General features: G+C 67.0%; 13 protein-coding genes and 1 pseudogene. 4 read left to right on the top strand and 10 right to left on the bottom strand.

Annotation, left to right across the window (positions count from 1 at the left end; all coding sequences use genetic code 11):
* Window positions 1-24: 24 nt before the first annotated feature.
* Entirely contained in the window at window positions 25-1,194 is a 1,170-nt protein-coding gene (locus I4U41_RS15575) for a putative peptide maturation dehydrogenase (RefSeq protein ID WP_206862072.1), read from the bottom strand.
* A gap of 132 nt (window positions 1,195-1,326) precedes the next feature.
* On the opposite strand from I4U41_RS15575, the gene I4U41_RS15570 reads away from it, so the two are divergent.
* The 3 genes from I4U41_RS15570 to I4U41_RS15560 all read left to right on the top strand — a co-directional run bounded on the left by I4U41_RS15570 (window position 1,327) and on the right by I4U41_RS15560 (window position 2,628).
* A complete protein-coding gene (locus tag I4U41_RS15570) occupies window positions 1,327-1,680 on the top strand; it encodes an NHLP-related RiPP peptide (protein WP_206862071.1) in 354 nt (117 codons plus the stop codon).
* Window positions 1,681-1,704: 24 nt separating this feature from the next.
* Window positions 1,705-2,139, top strand: a complete 435-nt coding sequence (locus I4U41_RS15565; RefSeq protein ID WP_206862070.1) for an NHLP-related RiPP peptide — start codon at window positions 1,705-1,707, stop codon at window positions 2,137-2,139.
* A gap of 141 nt (window positions 2,140-2,280) precedes the next feature.
* The gene (locus I4U41_RS15560; RefSeq protein WP_206862069.1) at window positions 2,281-2,628 is read left to right on the top strand and encodes an NHLP-related RiPP peptide; all 348 of its coding nucleotides are present in this window, start codon (window positions 2,281-2,283) and stop codon (window positions 2,626-2,628) included.
* On the opposite strand, the gene I4U41_RS15555 is transcribed toward I4U41_RS15560, so the two are convergent.
* The 4 genes from I4U41_RS15555 to aceB all read right to left on the bottom strand — a co-directional run bounded on the left by I4U41_RS15555 (window position 2,571) and on the right by aceB (window position 9,562).
* The gene (locus I4U41_RS15555) at window positions 2,571-5,195 is read right to left on the bottom strand and encodes a putative peptide modification system cyclase (protein WP_206862068.1); all 2,625 of its coding nucleotides are present in this window, start codon (window positions 5,193-5,195) and stop codon (window positions 2,571-2,573) included. The two genes, I4U41_RS15560 and I4U41_RS15555, sit on opposite strands and share 58 nt — an antisense overlap.
* A gap of 22 nt (window positions 5,196-5,217) precedes the next feature.
* On the bottom strand, window positions 5,218-6,270 hold the full coding sequence (locus I4U41_RS15550) for a GGDEF domain-containing protein (RefSeq protein ID WP_206862067.1): 1,053 nt from the start codon (window positions 6,268-6,270) through the stop codon (window positions 5,218-5,220).
* A gap of 292 nt (window positions 6,271-6,562) precedes the next feature.
* Complete coding sequence (gene aceA / locus I4U41_RS15545) at window positions 6,563-7,864, bottom strand: isocitrate lyase (protein WP_206862066.1); 1,302 nt, start codon at window positions 7,862-7,864, stop codon at window positions 6,563-6,565.
* Between the two features lie 78 nt (window positions 7,865-7,942).
* On the bottom strand, window positions 7,943-9,562 hold the full coding sequence (gene aceB / locus I4U41_RS15540; RefSeq protein WP_206862065.1) for a malate synthase A: 1,620 nt from the start codon (window positions 9,560-9,562) through the stop codon (window positions 7,943-7,945).
* 110 nt (window positions 9,563-9,672) lie between these two features.
* Between aceB and I4U41_RS15535 the strand changes: the two genes are divergently transcribed.
* Entirely contained in the window at window positions 9,673-10,641 is a 969-nt protein-coding gene (locus tag I4U41_RS15535) for a LysR family transcriptional regulator (RefSeq protein ID WP_206862064.1), read from the top strand.
* Window positions 10,642-10,681: 40 nt separating this feature from the next.
* On the opposite strand, the gene I4U41_RS15530 is transcribed toward I4U41_RS15535, so the two are convergent.
* The 5 genes and pseudogenes from I4U41_RS15530 to I4U41_RS15510 form a co-directional block, all read right to left on the bottom strand.
* Complete coding sequence (locus I4U41_RS15530; RefSeq protein WP_206862063.1) at window positions 10,682-11,287, bottom strand: lysophospholipid acyltransferase family protein; 606 nt, start codon at window positions 11,285-11,287, stop codon at window positions 10,682-10,684.
* A 73-nt stretch (window positions 11,288-11,360) separates the two neighbouring features.
* Window positions 11,361-11,780, bottom strand: coding sequence for an alternative ribosome rescue aminoacyl-tRNA hydrolase ArfB (gene arfB, locus I4U41_RS15525; protein ID WP_206862062.1), 420 nt, complete (start codon window positions 11,778-11,780; stop codon window positions 11,361-11,363).
* 226 nt (window positions 11,781-12,006) lie between these two features.
* A pseudogene (locus I4U41_RS15520) lies at window positions 12,007-12,678 on the bottom strand (pseudouridine synthase); the annotation flags it as partial.
* Between the two features lie 145 nt (window positions 12,679-12,823).
* Window positions 12,824-14,500, bottom strand: coding sequence for a ubiquinone biosynthesis regulatory protein kinase UbiB (gene ubiB, locus I4U41_RS15515; RefSeq protein ID WP_206862060.1), 1,677 nt, complete (start codon window positions 14,498-14,500; stop codon window positions 12,824-12,826).
* Window positions 14,497-15,144 carry a ubiquinone biosynthesis accessory factor UbiJ gene (locus tag I4U41_RS15510; protein ID WP_206862059.1) on the bottom strand — a complete coding sequence of 216 codons (648 nt, stop codon included), beginning with the start codon at window positions 15,142-15,144 and terminating at the stop codon, window positions 14,497-14,499. The genes ubiB and I4U41_RS15510 overlap by 4 nt, the downstream gene beginning before the upstream one ends.
* Between the last annotated feature and the right edge of the window lie 13 nt (window positions 15,145-15,157).

Here is a 15,157-nt window from a genome sequence, read left to right as displayed (position 1 = left end):
GCCCGCCGGCGCCGCCCGCCCTGCTCACTCCGCCCGCTGCCACACCCTTTCGGCCGGATCGAGCTCCGCCGTCTCCATCACCGGCCCGCGCCAGCCAAAGCCGCAGATCGCCAGCGCGCCCTGGTGGATCGGGTCCAGGCCGAAGGCTTGCTCCAGCTCGACCTCATTGATCGCGCCGGTGATGAACGCGCCCAGCCCGGCGTCGGTCGCGGCCAGGTAGAGCGTCTGCGACAGATGGCCCCCTTCCAGCGCGATCACGCGATAGCCCTTCGCGTGGTTCCGGTATTTCCAGAAGGTCCGATCGAAGCGCGGCGACAGCAGGACGACGACGTGCGCATCGGCGAACCAGTGCTGTTGCGCGACCATGTCCATCACGAACTCGCGCAGCGGCTTGGCCGGCGCCGGCAACGGTTCGAGTGCGTGCTCCTGCGACTGGTAGTGATACAGGCCGGGCGCGACGCCGTCGACGTGCTGCACGATCAGGTAGCACTCCATCGGGTGCAGGCCGCCGCCGGAGGGCACGTTCTTCTTCAGGAACACCGTGTCGTCGGTGACGCGCACTTCCGCCTGCGCGGCGAACACGCGCTGCAACACCTGCGCGAACGTGTCGAACGGCAACGTACGCGACGCATCGAAATTCCGGCAGGTCGCGCGACGGGCAAGCAGGTCGTCGAACGAGGTCGGCGCGATGCGCGGAAGCCGCACGCGCGCATCGTCGTCGACGCGGCGCGCGGCTTCCACCGGCGGCGCACCGAGCACCTGCCGCATCGCGACGGCGGTTTCGGTGCCGCTGTCCTTCTGGTTCTGCACGGTATCCACGCCGCTCCATCGCGTGAACGCGTGCAGCGTTGCCGCGAGCGGATGCCAGTACGTGCGACGCAGCGATTCGTCGCGTTCGCGCATGTCGGCGTGTTCGGGCGCGTCGCTGACCACCAGCCCTTCGCGCAGCAGGCGCGCGAGCGTACCCGCGTCGGCCTCTATCGAATCCGCGTCGATCCATTGACCGGGGCTAAGCACACCGAGCAGTTCGCGCTCGTCGCCATCGACCTCGACTTCCTGGCCCAGATGCGGCGCGAGCGCGAGCCAGCGCCGCTCGCGATTGAGACCGTCGCCGCCGGTCAATAGGAGGGAAAGGTCGAATTCCACCTGTTCGCGCGGCTCGAAATACACCACTCCACAACGACGGATACGCATGCCCGGGTCCCTGTTGGCGAAGCGGCTACTTTGCTTGCGGCCGGGCCAGTTGGGAAGTAGGTTGGCGTGCCGGCGCGGGATCGCCCGGGTCGCCGGCCAATGCCAAGCAGTCACTCAACGGAAGGAAAGGACATGCAAGCGATATCGACCGAACAGGAAGTACGGACGGAGACGTCCGGCAAGCCCCGCACTGTGCCGATGACCCACGCGGCTGCCATCAAGCTGGTGGACCTGCTCGCGACCAGCGATGAGTTCCGCGAAATCTTCATGCGCGATACGCGCACGGCGCTGGAAACCTGGCAGTTCGACCAGCAGACCCAGGACTTCTTCTGGTGGGATTGCAGGATGGGCATCCGGCAACTGGCGTCGAAAGAAGTGATCGGCGCTGCGCGGAATGAAATCCTTTCGATGCTGACGGCAGGCCTGTCGCAGGTTGCCCCGAAGCTTGATGCGGACTACTCAAGTCAACACCGCCTGCATCAGTAACGTCATGGCGCGCCGGAGATCGCTGTGAGCGCGGTGCCGCTCCAGCGCCACCGCGCGCCGGGAAATGCTGCCCATCAACGCAAGTCACTCAACGGAAGAAAGGACATGCAAGCGATATCGACCGAACAGGAAGTGCGGACGGAAACGTCCGGCAAGACCCGCACCGTGCCGATGAACCGGCCGGCGGCGATCAAGCTGGTGGATCTGCTCGCGACCAACGACGAGTTCCGCGACGTCTTCATGCGCGATGCGCGCATGGCGCTGGAGACCTGGCAGTTTGATCAGGACACGATCGATTGGTTCTGGTGGGATTGCAAGATGGGCATCACGCAACTGGCGCCCAAGGAGGTCATCCGCGCTGCTCAAGAGGAAATCCTCTCCATGTTGCTGGCGGGCCTCGGCCAGACTGTGCCGCAGCTGGACAGCGGTCTCGAAAGCAGCCGCCGCCTGAAGCAGTAGTCGGTCTCTCTGCTCTCGCCCCCGCCGCGAAAGCGGCGGGGGCCAACCAAGCATCCGACACGCGGTTGTGACAGCAAGCACAAACCGGTTAGATTTTGCCGGATTGGCCCGCAACGGGCTCTTTGACGGGGAAGATTGGGGATGAACAAGCCGCTGACCGCACCGCTGGACCCGGCTTTGGCCGACCGGCTCCTGGACCTTTTGAGCACCGACGACCTGTTTCGCGAGCGCTTCCAGCGCGATCATCTCGCCGCGCTGCGCACCCTCGGCTATGAATCGCCGTCGCCGGGACAAATGACGGCTTGTGGTGAAGTGGCTCCGGCCACTGAACTGGAGCCGTTCCGCGAGTGCAAGGTCAAGAATCTGGTGTCAAAGGACGTCATCAAGGCGGCGCGGGACGAGATTCGCGCCATGCTGATGCGTGGCCTCGATCAAACAGTCCCCAACCTGGACGTCGCAACTGCGGACGTGCGCTGGGTTCGCAAGTAATCCGGTAGAGCTTCGGTTGGCCAGAACTGATCGAAGCTCTGCATTTTCTGTTCGAACTCCTTGGTGTTCCCCTGCTTCTTTAGGATCTGGGCTTCGACCAAGGCTGCGATGTTGCTGTCTGCAATGTTCAGACTCTGCAGGCACTGACCACAACGAAGCTCCATGAATGCCACACCCCGCTTGCGCTGCAGCCATCGGGCGTGGTCGAGCGCCTGAGGCAGGTTCCCCGCATCGAATTGGGCGCGCATAAGCACGACGCGCGTCTGGTAGCGCTCACCATCGTCCAGATATGGCGTCAGGAGCGCCACGGCCTCGCCTGGACGTTTCTGGAGTCGCAGCACCTCCGCGCGCATTACATCGCGGAGTTCCGCCAGGCTCCTCACCTTCATCAGATCGGGCCGCGTCACCAGGGCGCGGTCCACGTCTCCGGCGACTGATGGTTCACCCATGCGAAGCGCGAGCAGAGCACCTCCCACTGCTACGGCGACGTCCTCGTCTGCATAAACATTCGTCGTCGATTCAAGCGCCGCGACCGCGCGCCGGGACGCCTCGCGCGCAGAGCGCATCGCTGCGGGCTTGTCGCCCGCCAGCCAACTCGAAGTCGCGGCGGGGAGCAGGAACGCGCGCGCATCGAAGCTATCCGGATCATCGATCATCGCCAGCGCGGTCCTGGAGGCCTCCTGGGCCTGCTTCCAGCGTGCCTGGTCAAGCGCGATCGTGGTCTTCTCGATCCAGCCGTGGAGGTCGTCGCCGGGCACTTTCGCGAGCATCTGCTCGGCGCTCGGATACTTTCGCTGGGTGGCTTCCAGCGCCGCGAGGCGACGGAAACTGCCGTTACGCCCCCGAGCCACGGCACGCTGGAACGATGCGCGCGCATTCTCGTAGTCAGCGGTCGCAAGTTGCAGCCTGCCGAGGATGTCCAGGTTCATCGGCGCATATTCGTACTGGTCGGACGTGGCCGCCTTGGCGAATCGTATCGCCTGTGCGTAACGGGCGTCCCGATAATGCGCGATCGCAAGGTTGCCCTGTGCCGGGAAGTAGTCTGGATAGAACTTCGCCAGCTCCTCCCACTTCTTCACTGCCTGCGCCGGATCCTTGATCCTCGCGGTCCAGGCGTCCAAGTACATGCGCTCCCTAGGGGAGAGGTGATCCTTCAGCTGCTCCGCCTTCGTCAGCGGTTCAAGCGCCGTCTGCAGATTCTCGGTTCCGAACGTGACACGAACCTGCCCCAGCCAAGCCAAGGCGAACTTCGGATCCAATGACGTAGCCCGCGAATAGAACTGCTGCGCTTCGGCATAGTTGGCACGCGCCATGGCCTGTTGACCTAGGGCATAGGCCCTGAGGGCATCCAGGCTGCTAGTGGTCACCTTCGGAAGTGGTATCGAGTCGTTTTGAATTGACGGCAGCTCTTCACCCAGAGTTTCCCGAAGCGTTGCCGTCACCGCATCTATCGAGGTGAGGGTCGAGTCGGCACCGATGCCATCCGCCGACTTGGCATAAATCGTCGTCTGCGTATGCGGGTCGATAATCTCGGCGCTGACTCGCACCTTGCCACCGACTTCGGCGACCGTCGGTAGGATCACCGCACGCGCTCCATCACGCAGGGCAATTTCTGACGCGATGGCGCGGTCGAGGATGGTGTCGGGCTTTAGCTGCATGCGCGTGAGCGTGTCGCGCGCCTTCAAGTCGCTCAGCACGTTGACGTAGCGCGACTGCTCCAGGCTGATGCGGAATGCCTGTTCGAGCGAGTCGTCGAGCACGCTCTGGCCGGTGAGGTTGCGAAGGTCCGCAACCACCACCCAGTCGCGCTGGTTAAAGGCGATCGCCGGCGCGGGGCGCGTAGCGAACCAGACACCCACGCCGATGCCGGCGATGATCGCGGCCTCCGCGGCGAGCGCGGCGGGGCGACGCCACAACGGAAGATCGCGCCAGGCCTTGGGCGTGTTCGGCGGCATGCGCAGCGGCGCGATGCCGGGCTCGCCGACTTCGTAGATCTGCTGCCCGTCGGGCACGCCCTTGAAGCGCCAGCGGCCGTGCGATTTCCACAACAGGTGCTGGCCGCGTTCGCCCAGTTCGCGCGCGGCGCGATGCGCCAGCGGTTCGGCGACGGCCGACAGCAGGATCTGCCCCGGGCGCGCCATCGCCATCAGGCGCGCGGCCATGGGCTTGGCGAGGCCTTCGACTTCGAGCGGCTTGGCGCCGACCTGCACCGCTTCGTCGCTGTTGCGCCAGGTGAGCACTTCGCCGACGTGCAGGCCAGCGCGCGCGCGCAGCTCGAGCCGGCGCGCGTCGCCCATCTCGCGCAGTTCGCGCACGTAGTCGAGCGCGAAGCCCAGGCCGTCGATGGGGCGTTCGAACAGCAGCAGCAGACCGTCGGAACGGTCGATCAACCGGCCGCGCCAGCGCTGTTGCAGATCCAGCACCAGTCGATCGTGGTCGCGGAACAGCGTGGCCGCCTGCACGTCGCCGATGCGCTCGACCAGCGTGGTCGAATCGCAAAGATCGGTGAGCAGCAGCGTGCGCAGCTGTGGCGCTTCGATCGAGGGGCGATGGGTCATCTCGTTCATCGCGTCCTTCCGCTCCGTCGGCTCAGGCCGAAGTCAGTTCCATGTCGTGCCAATGCACGCGGTTGCCGCCCAGGCGCTTGGCCTGGTACAGCGCCGCGTCGGCGTGTGCGTATGCGTCGTTCCAGTCGCGCGCGGGGTCGATCAGGCAGGCGCCGACGCTCAAAGGACACATCAGCGGCGTGCCGTGCGACATCTGCATCAGGCCCTGCGCGGTGGTCACGATGAAGTCGGCGAAGCGCATCACTTCGCCGCGCTGGTCGGTCTGCACCAACAGGCAGAATTCGTCGCCGCCGAGGCGGCAGGCGAAATCGTCCGGCCCCGCGACCGAACGCAGGATGTTCGCCACGCCCTGCAGCACGCGGTCGCCGATGAGGTGGCCGTGGTCGTCGTTGACCTGCTTGAAGCGGTCGCAGTCGACCAGCAGCAGCCCCATGCTGCGCGGCGTGCCCAGGTCGCGGCATTCCTGCAGGTGCAGGGTGAGTCCGCGGCGGTTGTACAGGCGGGTGAGTTCGTCCGTGCGGACGAGCTCTTCAGTCTGGTTGAGCTGGTGCGTCGCCGCGTACAGGCTGTCGAGCGCCGACTGCAGTTCTTCGTTGCGACGACGCAGGCGGCGAATCAGGCTCTGCTCGTTCAGCACGACGCGCAGGATGGCGCGGCGCAGGAAATACGACACCAGGCCCGGATCGCGATCGACCAGGCGCTGGAATTCCTCGTGGCGCAGTTCGATCAGCAGGCCGTCGCTGGCAGCCACCGCATCCGCGCTGCGGACGTGGTCGCCGATGAGCAGGCCGAGTTCGCCGAAGAATTCGCTGGGGCCCAGGCGCTTGCCGACGAGGTCGTCGCCGAAATCCAGGTCGACGACACCGCGTGCGATGACGAACATCGTCGTGCCCAGCTCGCCGCGACGGAACAGCAGCTGGCCTGCTTCGACGCGACGCGGACGGCCCAGTTCGGCGAACAGCTCGTATTCCGCTTCGGTGAGCACCGCCGTCGCCACATCCGCAGGCGCCGTGCTGGAGCTACCGGAGTTGATGGAATCGCGCGTCCGGAGGGACGCCACGCTGTCACGAGTCATCCAACGAGGGCCCAGACCCTGGGGAGGCTGGAGAATAGCACCTGAATTGGATGTCTAACGGAGGACACGGGCGAGGGCGGACAAGCGGTGCTGAATGGGCGCGCGTGGCGGTTTCCGCTGCGGGTTTGGGGGCTTTTGAGCCGCTCTCCCCTCGGCTAGGGGTTTGGGCAAGGGTCGGGCGTGCGATGTGATGCGTGGCCCGCACGTCGCGGTTCTGTCGCGCTGCGGTGCCTATTTCACCCCTCCCCTGCATTTGCAGGGGAGGGAGTAGCGGCGCAGGTCTCGGGAAGGCTTACGCCGCCGCAGCCCGCTTCTCGTGGAACTGCTCTTCCTCCGTCGACCCCTTCAGCGCGACGGTCGAGGACTGCCCGCCCTGGATCGTCTGCGTCACCGCGTCGAAGTACCCGGTGCCGACCTCGCGCTGGTGCTTCACCGCAGTGAAACCCTTTTCGGCCGCAGCGAACTCGGCTTCCTGCAATTCGACGAACGCGCTCATCTGCTGGCGCGCGTAACCGTGCGCCAGGTTGAACATGCCGTAGTTCAGGCTGTGGAAGCCGGCCAGCGTGATGAACTGGAACTTGTACCCGTACGACGCGAGGGCCGATTGGAACTTCGCGATCGTCGCGTCGTCGAGGTTCTTCTTCCAGTTGAAGCTCGGCGAGCAGTTGTACGCGAGCAGCTTGCCGGGGAACTTCGCGTGGATCGCCTCGGCGAACCTGCGCGCGAACTCCAGATCCGGCTTGCCGGTCTCGCACCACACCAGGTCCGCATACGGCGCGTAGGCGAGGCCACGACTGATCGCCTGGTCCAGGCCCTTGCTGGTCTTGTAGAAACCTTCGACGGTGCGTTCGCCGGTGCAGAACGGCTTGTCGTTATCGTCGATGTCGGAGGTGATGAGGTCCGCGGCTTCGGCATCGGTGCGCGCGACGATCAGCGTCGGCACGCCCATGACGTCCGCCGCCAGGCGCGCGGCGACGAGCTTTTCGATGGCCTCGCGCGTCGGCACCAGCACCTTGCCGCCCATGTGGCCGCACTTCTTCACGCTGGCGAGCTGGTCTTCGAAATGCACGCCCGCAGCACCGGCCTCGATCATGCCCTTCATCAGTTCGAACGCGTTGAGCACGCCGCCAAAACCGGCTTCGGCGTCGGCGACGATCGGCTGCAGGAAGTCGACATCACCGGTGCCTTCCGCGCACTGGATCTGGTCCGCGCGCAGCAGCGTGTTGTTGATGCGACGCACGACCTGCGGCACGGAGTTCGCCGGATACAGCGACTGGTCGGGATACATCTCGCCGGCGATGTTCGCATCCGCCGCGACCTGCCAGCCGGAGAGGTAGATCGCCTTCAAACCGGCCTTCACCTGCTGCATCGCCTGGTTGCCGGTGAGCGCGCCGAGCGCGTTGACGAACGGCTCGCTGTGCAGCGAATTCCACAGCTTCTGCGCGCCGAGCTTCGCGAGCGAATGTTCCACCTGCACCGTGCCGCGCAGGCGCACGACGTCCTGCGGACAGTACGGGCGCGTGATGCCGGCCCAGCGTGGATTCGTCGCCCAGTCGTGGCGGAGTTGTTCGGCGGTTTGCAGCGAGGTGTTCATGGCGGTGCCCTCTGCTTTCGATTTTGAAGCCCTCCCCTTCAGGGGGAAGGTCGGGTGGGAATGGTGTTTCGCGGCGCTTCAATCCAGCCGCGCGTACGCGGGCAGCGTGAGGAAGTCCTCCAGCGTGTCGGAGTGCGTCAGTCGATCGAGCACGCCGATCGCCTCGTTGATGCGGCTGCCACCCGCGATGCGCGAGCGATCGCCCAGGCGTGCCGGGAGATTGAGGAAGGCGCGTTCGAGCAGCGCGAAGTCGACCGGCGTTCCGTCGTCGAGGTGCAGTCCTTCGCTGTGCAGCCATTGCCACAGCTGCGTACGCGCGATTTCCGCGGTCGCCGCGTCCTCCATCAGCCAGTGGATCGGCACGCAGCCGTTGCCGTCGAGCCATGCGGCGAGATAACGCACGCACACCTCGACGTTGTTCTCGAAGCCGGTGCGCGTGATCGTTCCGAGCGACGGCTTGACGAGGTCGTCGCGCGTGACCCACACGTCCTCGCGCAGCACGTGGCGCTGGTTCGGCGTGGGCATGCGTTCGTCGAAGATGGCTTGCGCGAGCGGAATCAGCGCCGGATGCGCGACCCACGTGCCGTCGTGCCCGGCGGTGACTTCGCGCAGCTTGTCCGCGCGCACCTTCGCGAGCGCGGCCTCGTTGGCCTCTTCGTCGCCGCTGATCGGAATCTGCGCCGCCATCCCGCCCATCGCGTGTGCGCCGCGCTTGTGGCAGGTCTGGATCAGCAGTTCCGAATACGCCTTGAGGAACGGCTGCGTCATCGTCACCTGGGCGCGCTCGGGCAGCACCTTGTCGCGGTGCGCGCGGAAGGTCTTGATGTACGAGAACACGTAATCCCACCGGCCGCAGTTGAGGCCGGCGATGCGCGTGCGCAGCGCGTGCAGGATCTCGTCCATCTCGAACACCGCTGGCAGCGTCTCGATCAGGACCGTGACTTTCATCTGTCCGGGCGGCAGGCGCAGCGCGCGTTCGATGTGGTCGAGCACGTCGTTCCACAGCTGCGCCTCTTCCATCGACTGCAGCTTGGGCAGGTAGAAGTACGGGCCGCGATCGATCGCCGCGAGTTCGCGCGCGTTGTGGAAGGCGAACAGGCCCAGGTCGAACAGGCTCGCCGACATCGCGATGCCATCGATGCGCACGTGCTTCTCGTCCAAGTGCCAGCCGCGCGGACGGACCATCAGCACGGCCTGCTCCCCGAACGGACGCAGCGCGTAGTGCTTGCCGGCGTCGCTGGTGAATTCGAGCGTGCCGCGCACGGCATCGATCAGTGCGCGCTGGCCGGCGATGAGGTTCGGCCAGGTCGGCGCGGTGCTGTCCTCGAAGTCGGCCATGTAGACCTTCGCGCCGGAGTTCAGCGCGTTGATCACCATCTTCGGGTCGACCGGGCCGGTGATCTCGACGCGACGGTCGAGCAGCGCCTGCGGCAGCGGGGCGACCTTCCAGGAGCCGTCGCGGATGGCCTTCGTGTCGTCGCGGAAATCCGGCAGCCCACCGGCGTCGAAGAAAGCCTGGCGTTCGCGACGCGCCTTGAGACGCGCCTGGCGGGCGGGTTCGAAACGCGCATGGAGATCGGCGAGGAAGGCCAGCGCGGCCGGGCTCAGTACGTCCGCCTGGCCGGCGACTTGGGCGATGACTTCGATCCCGGGCTGTTCGGGTGCCGCCTGCTGGGGCTGCGCCATGACTGCCGACATGCTGTAACTCCGTGGTAACCGTGGAGGGCCACCATGCGCCGGCGTTTGTTATTTGACAATGAAGCTTTGTCAATGTATATCATTAGTTCTGCTAATACGGATCGCCAAAGATGGCCTCCAACCCGTCCAGCACGCCCCGTTTCGCGTACAAGGGCGACCGCCTGAAGCCGCTTCGCGCCTTCTGTCAGACGGCGCGGCTGGGGTCGGTCTCACGGGCCGCCGAGGCGCTGTACCTCAGCCAACCGGCGGTGACCCTGCAGTTGCAGGCGCTGGAACGGGAGATGGGCGTGCGCCTGCTCGAGCGCAGTGGCCGCCGCATCGCGCTGACCCGGGAGGGGCAGGAGCTGTACGACCTCGCCCGGCCGCTGGTCGAAGGGCTCGACGGCCTGGATGCCGCCTTCCACGAGCGCATCCGCGGTCTGGATGCGGGCGAACTGAACGTCGCCGCCGGCAGCTCGACCATCCTCTACCTGCTGCCGCCGATCGTGGAGGCCTTCCGCGCCGCGCATCCCGAAGTGCGCCTGAGCCTGCACAACGTCACCGGCGCCAGCGGCCTGGACCTGCTGCGCTCGGACGCCGTGGACCTGGCGGTCGGCTCGATGCTCGACGTGCCGGCGGACCTGAGCTACGAGCCGGTCTACCGCTTCGAGCCGATGCTGATCACCCCGCGCGACCACCCGCTGGCGCAGAAGGAGAAGATCGCGCTGGACGACCTGTCGCCCTACGGCCTGATCCTGCCGCCGCAGCGCCTGACCACGTATCGCCTGATCGACCTGGTGTTCCAGCAGAACCGCGTGCCCTACACGGTCGCGCTGGAAGTGGGCGGCTGGGAGGTGATCAAGCAGTATGTGGCCATGGGTCTGGGGATCAGCATCGTCACGGCGATCTGCCTGACCGAAGCCGATCGCGAACGGCTTTCCGCGCGCTCGCTGGCCGAGTATTTCCCCTCCCGCACCTATGGCGTGGTGGTCCGGAAGGGCAAGTATTTGTCGCCGCAAGCGCGGGCATTTGTGGAGCTTATAAAACCCGCGCTGTTCGAACGCGGGGATTATTACTCGACCGGCCAGTCCGAGCGCTGACGTTCAAGCCGGGATCAGCGACCTCAGCGAGGCGTGATCGTCAGGCGTCGTGGTTCTTGCCGTTGGACACGCTGCGATACCACTCGCGGATGCGCGCGACGTCGGATTCGTAGTGGTCGGTCAGCTCGAACGGCGCGCCGATGCCGATGATCCGGCGCCCGTAATGGAAATACGCCGGCACCACCGGCACGCCGGCGGCCTTGGCGATGCGCCAGAAGCCGGGCTTCCACTTCTCCACAACCTTGCGCGTGCCTTCCGGCGCCAGCCCGTACCAGAAGCGGTCGGCGCTGCGGATCATCTGCGCCGCCTGTTCGACCACGCCCTGCGCGGCCTTGCGGTCCACCGGGATCACGCCCAGGCGCTTGAGCACGGGGCCCATCACCGGGACCTTCAGCAGCGTGTCCTTGCCGAGCACCTTCAGGTCCAGCCCCAAGGCCATCAACACCGCGAAGCCCCACACGCCGTCCCAGTTGGAGGAATGCGGCGCGCCGATCAGCACCACTTTCGGCAGGTCGGGGAACGCGCCTTCCATGCGCCAGCCTCCCAGTCGGAGCACGGTCCTGCCGATCCAGCGGACGAATGCGTTGCGATGGATGCGCGGCGCGCTGGGCGGCAGCGGCAGCACCGGAGAAGCGGCGTCGGACATGTCCCCTCGTGGGTCGTGCGGTGGTGGTGCGGTGTTCGTGCGGCGGTCGGCCCTTCGCAGGCTCTTGCTTCGATCAGTCCCAGTCGCGCCGGGACCGCTCGCGCTTGATCGTACCGCGTTCGCGCTTTCCGCTGAGCCGTCGCTCCTTCGACGCGCGCGACGGACGGGTCGCGATGCGCGGCGCGGCGACCTGCAGCCCGCCCGCGATGAACGCCGCCAGCCGCTCGCGCGCATCCTCGCGGTTGCGCTCCTGGGTGCGGAAGCGCTGCGCGCTGATCACCAGCACGCCATCGTCGGTGATGCGCCGGTCGCGCTTCGCCAGCAGCCGCTCGCGCAGGGCTTCTGGCAGCGACGGCGAGGTGGCGATGTCGAACCGCAACTCGACCGCGGTGGCGACCTTGTTGACGTTCTGCCCACCCGGCCCGGACGAGCGCACGAAGCGCTCGACCAGTTCGGCGTCGGGAATCGCCAGGCGGGGCGTGATCTGGAGCATGGGGCGGGACTTTAGCGGGATTCGGGATTGGGAGTCGCGGAGCTTCTGTAGCCCGGGTAAGGCGAAGTCCCACCCGGGTTGCCGCGGCGAGTTCCACAAGGACGCGTGCACGTCGAGGGTGCAACGCGCTGCGGCCCGTTCATCACTGCCGCAACTGAGTTGCACCGAGGCGCGGTGCGGCTTCGCCTTCCCCGGGCCACAGAGGCGACACCTCTCGCCCCCCGCCCTAATCCGCCACGAACCCCTCGAACAACGCCAACGCCTTGCCGAATTCCGCATCGACCGGCGCCCGCACCTCGACCCGCTCGCCCGTCGCCGGATGCACGAACGCCAACCGCCGCGCATGCAGCAGCATGCGGTGGATGCCGAGCATGCGGAAATTGCGGTTGTGGCGTCCGTCGCCGTGGCTGGTGTCGCCGATCAGGTGGTGCGACAGATGCTTGAGATGGCGCCGGATCTGCCGGAAGCGCCCCGTCTCCGGCTGCGCGCACAGCAGCGCATAACGCGAGGTTTCGAATCCCGCCGACGGCATCGCCAGCTCGGTCGTCGCCAGCCGCGTGAAGCGCGTCACCGCCGGCTTCTTCAGCGGCTTGCCGGGGCCGCCATCGAGCGGGTGGTCGACGGCGAACGCCTCCTCCGGCCAACCGCGACACACGGCCCAGTAGTCCTTCTCCACTTCGCGCGACATGAGCACCTTGCCGAGTGCGGAAGCCGTCTCGCGATCGAACGCCAACAACAGGCAGCCGCTGGTCGCGCGATCGAGCCGATGCACCAGGAAAATCGGCCGGCCGAACTGCTCGCGCAGACGGTCGGCCGCGAAGTCCGTCTCGCCGCGCGCCAGGGCGCTGTCATGCACCATCAGGCCCGCGGGCTTGTTGACGATGGCGAGCGTGTCGTCGGCGTGGATGACCTCCAGCGCAGGAGCCTCGGCGCTACGCGCCTCGCACCCCCTCCCAACCTCTCCCTGCAGGCAGGGGGAGGCGTCAGCTTCTGCTCCCTCCCCTGCTTGCAGGGGAGGGAGCGAAGAACAGTGGGGTTTTTTCCTATCGCCCACGCGGCCACGCCGCCAGCAGCGCCCACAGTCCACCCAGCCCCGCGATCCACGCCGACGCCGGCACCGACCAGAAACGCGGCCCGCCCGCTTCCAGGCCGTACAGCACCGCCGCGCAGATCAGCAGGCCGACGCCGAGCACCGCGGCTACCGCCTTGCGCTGCGCGGTGCGGATGGTGCGGTTGAGTTCAACCAGGTCGCGCGAACGCAGGTTCAACTCGTGCTTTCCCTCGACCTGCTGCGTCAGCCACGCGTGCAGCAGGCGCGGCATTTCCGGCGCGTGCGTGACCAGTTCCGGCAGGCGTTTGCGGAACTCGCTCGCCAGGCGCTGCGGGCTGTAACGCTCGATGAGGATGCGCTGCAGCACCGGACGTGCCACCGCCCAGATGTCGAGCTTCGGATCGAGCAGGCGACCCACGCCCTCGATGTTCAGCAGCGTCTTCTGCAACAGGATCAGCTGCGGCTGCAGCGTGAGTTCGTAGCGCTGCGCCGTGCGGAACAGCTTGAGCAGCACCTCGGCCAGCGAGATCTCGCTCAGCGGCCGCGTGAAATACGGCTCGCACACTGCGCGCGCGGCGGCTTCGAGTTCGTCGATGCGGATGTGCGACGGCATCCAGCCCGCGCGCACGTGCAGTTCGGCGATGCGGCGGTAATCGCGGTTGAAGATCGCCATGAAGTTCTCGGCGAGGTAGTACTGGTCCTCGTCCGAGAGCTGGCCGACGATGCCGAAATCCAGCGCGATGAAGCGCGGGTTCGTACGGCGCGCCGGATCGCTGTCGACCCAGATGTTGCCGGCGTGCGCGTCGGCGTGGAAGAAGTTGTCGCGGAACACTTCCGTGTAGAACACGCGCACGCCCTTGGCGGCGAGCGCGTGGCGATCGATGCCGGCGTCGTCCAGCGCGGCGATGTCGTCCGACGGAATGCCGTACACGCGTTCCAGCGTCAGCACGCGCTCGGCGGTGTGCGACCAGATCACCTCCGGCACGTACAGGTCGTCGCTGTCCTGCCAGAAACGGCGCAGCACGCTGGCGTTGGCGCCTTCGCGTTGCAGGTCGAGTTCGGCGGCAAGGGTGTTCTCGACCTCCTCGACGATCAGGTGCGGACGGATCTTGTCGGCGGCCGGATGCGTGCGGTTGACGACGCCGGCCACGGCCTTCAGCAGCGCGATGTCGCCGGCGATCTGCTTCTCGATGTCCGGCCGCAGTACCTTCACCACGATCTCGCGCGAGACGCCGTTCGCGTCGGGCGGAAGCGTCGCGGCGTGCACCTGTGCGATCGACGCCGACGCCAGCGGCGTGGTGTCGAAATGCGCGAAGGCCTCGCTCACCGGCCGCTGCAATGCGTTCTCGACGATCAGGCGCGCCGTCTCGCCGTCGAACGGCTGCACGCGATCCTGCAGCAACGCGAGCTCCTCGGCGATGTCCGGCGGCACCAGGTCGCGGCGCGTGGAGAGGATCTGCCCGAACTTGACGAAGATCGGCCCCAGTTCCTGCAGGGCCATGCGCAGCCGCGCGCCGCGCGAAAGGCTGGCGACTTCGGCGGACGCGCGCGGCACGAACGGGCGCGCGAGTTTCAGCCAGCCTTCGACGGGCGTGTCGTCGAGCAGGTCGTCGAGGCGGTAACGAATGAGCACCCGGCCGATGCGCCAGGCGCGGAACACCGGCTTCATGCCACGCCTCCGGCACGGACGCGCAGTCGCGACACGCGTGCGGCCAGGCGTTCGACGTCGTCGCGCAGGGTGTCGACGTCGTCGTGGAAGGCGTTGAGCTCCTCGCGCGGCACGACGTCGCGCGACTCCTCGGTGACGAACTCGGCCGCGTTCGTCGCGAACGCACCGGCGGCGCCGCGCGCGTGACGCAGGCCGGCGCGGACCGCGTTGGCGATCTGCACGCCGGCGATCTCGCCGAACACGCGCACGAACGGCTGCTGCCAGTCCGGATCGAAGCGTTCGGCGAGACGTTGCAGGCGTCGCGCGAGATCGGCGTCGCCCTCGATGCGCAGCTTGCCGACCGGCGGCGCGTCGTCGTTGCGAAGGAACGGCAGCTGCGACAGCAGCCCGCCCAGCGTGGCGCGAACGGACAGGTCGGGCTCCTCGTCGGCGACCGGGCCGACCTCGAGCCGCTCGCCCACCACGCGCACCTGCAGCGCCAGCGCGGGCGCGGGCACGCGCAGCACGACGCGGCGCCCGTCGAGGGCGCGCAACTGGTCGCGGGTTTCGGGATCGAGCGCGAGGGCGCGGTTGAGGGCGGTTTCGAGGGCGCGCCCGGCCAGCGGCTTCAGTGCGGCCAATGGCGAGGAAGTCGGGTCGGTCATGCGGCCATTGTAG

The organism is Lysobacter changpingensis (assembly GCF_017308985.1).
Lineage (GTDB): Bacteria > Pseudomonadota > Gammaproteobacteria > Xanthomonadales > Xanthomonadaceae > Lysobacter_J > Lysobacter_J changpingensis.
Note: the sequence above shows the minus strand (reverse complement) of the source record. Positions and strands in the feature narration are given on the sequence as shown.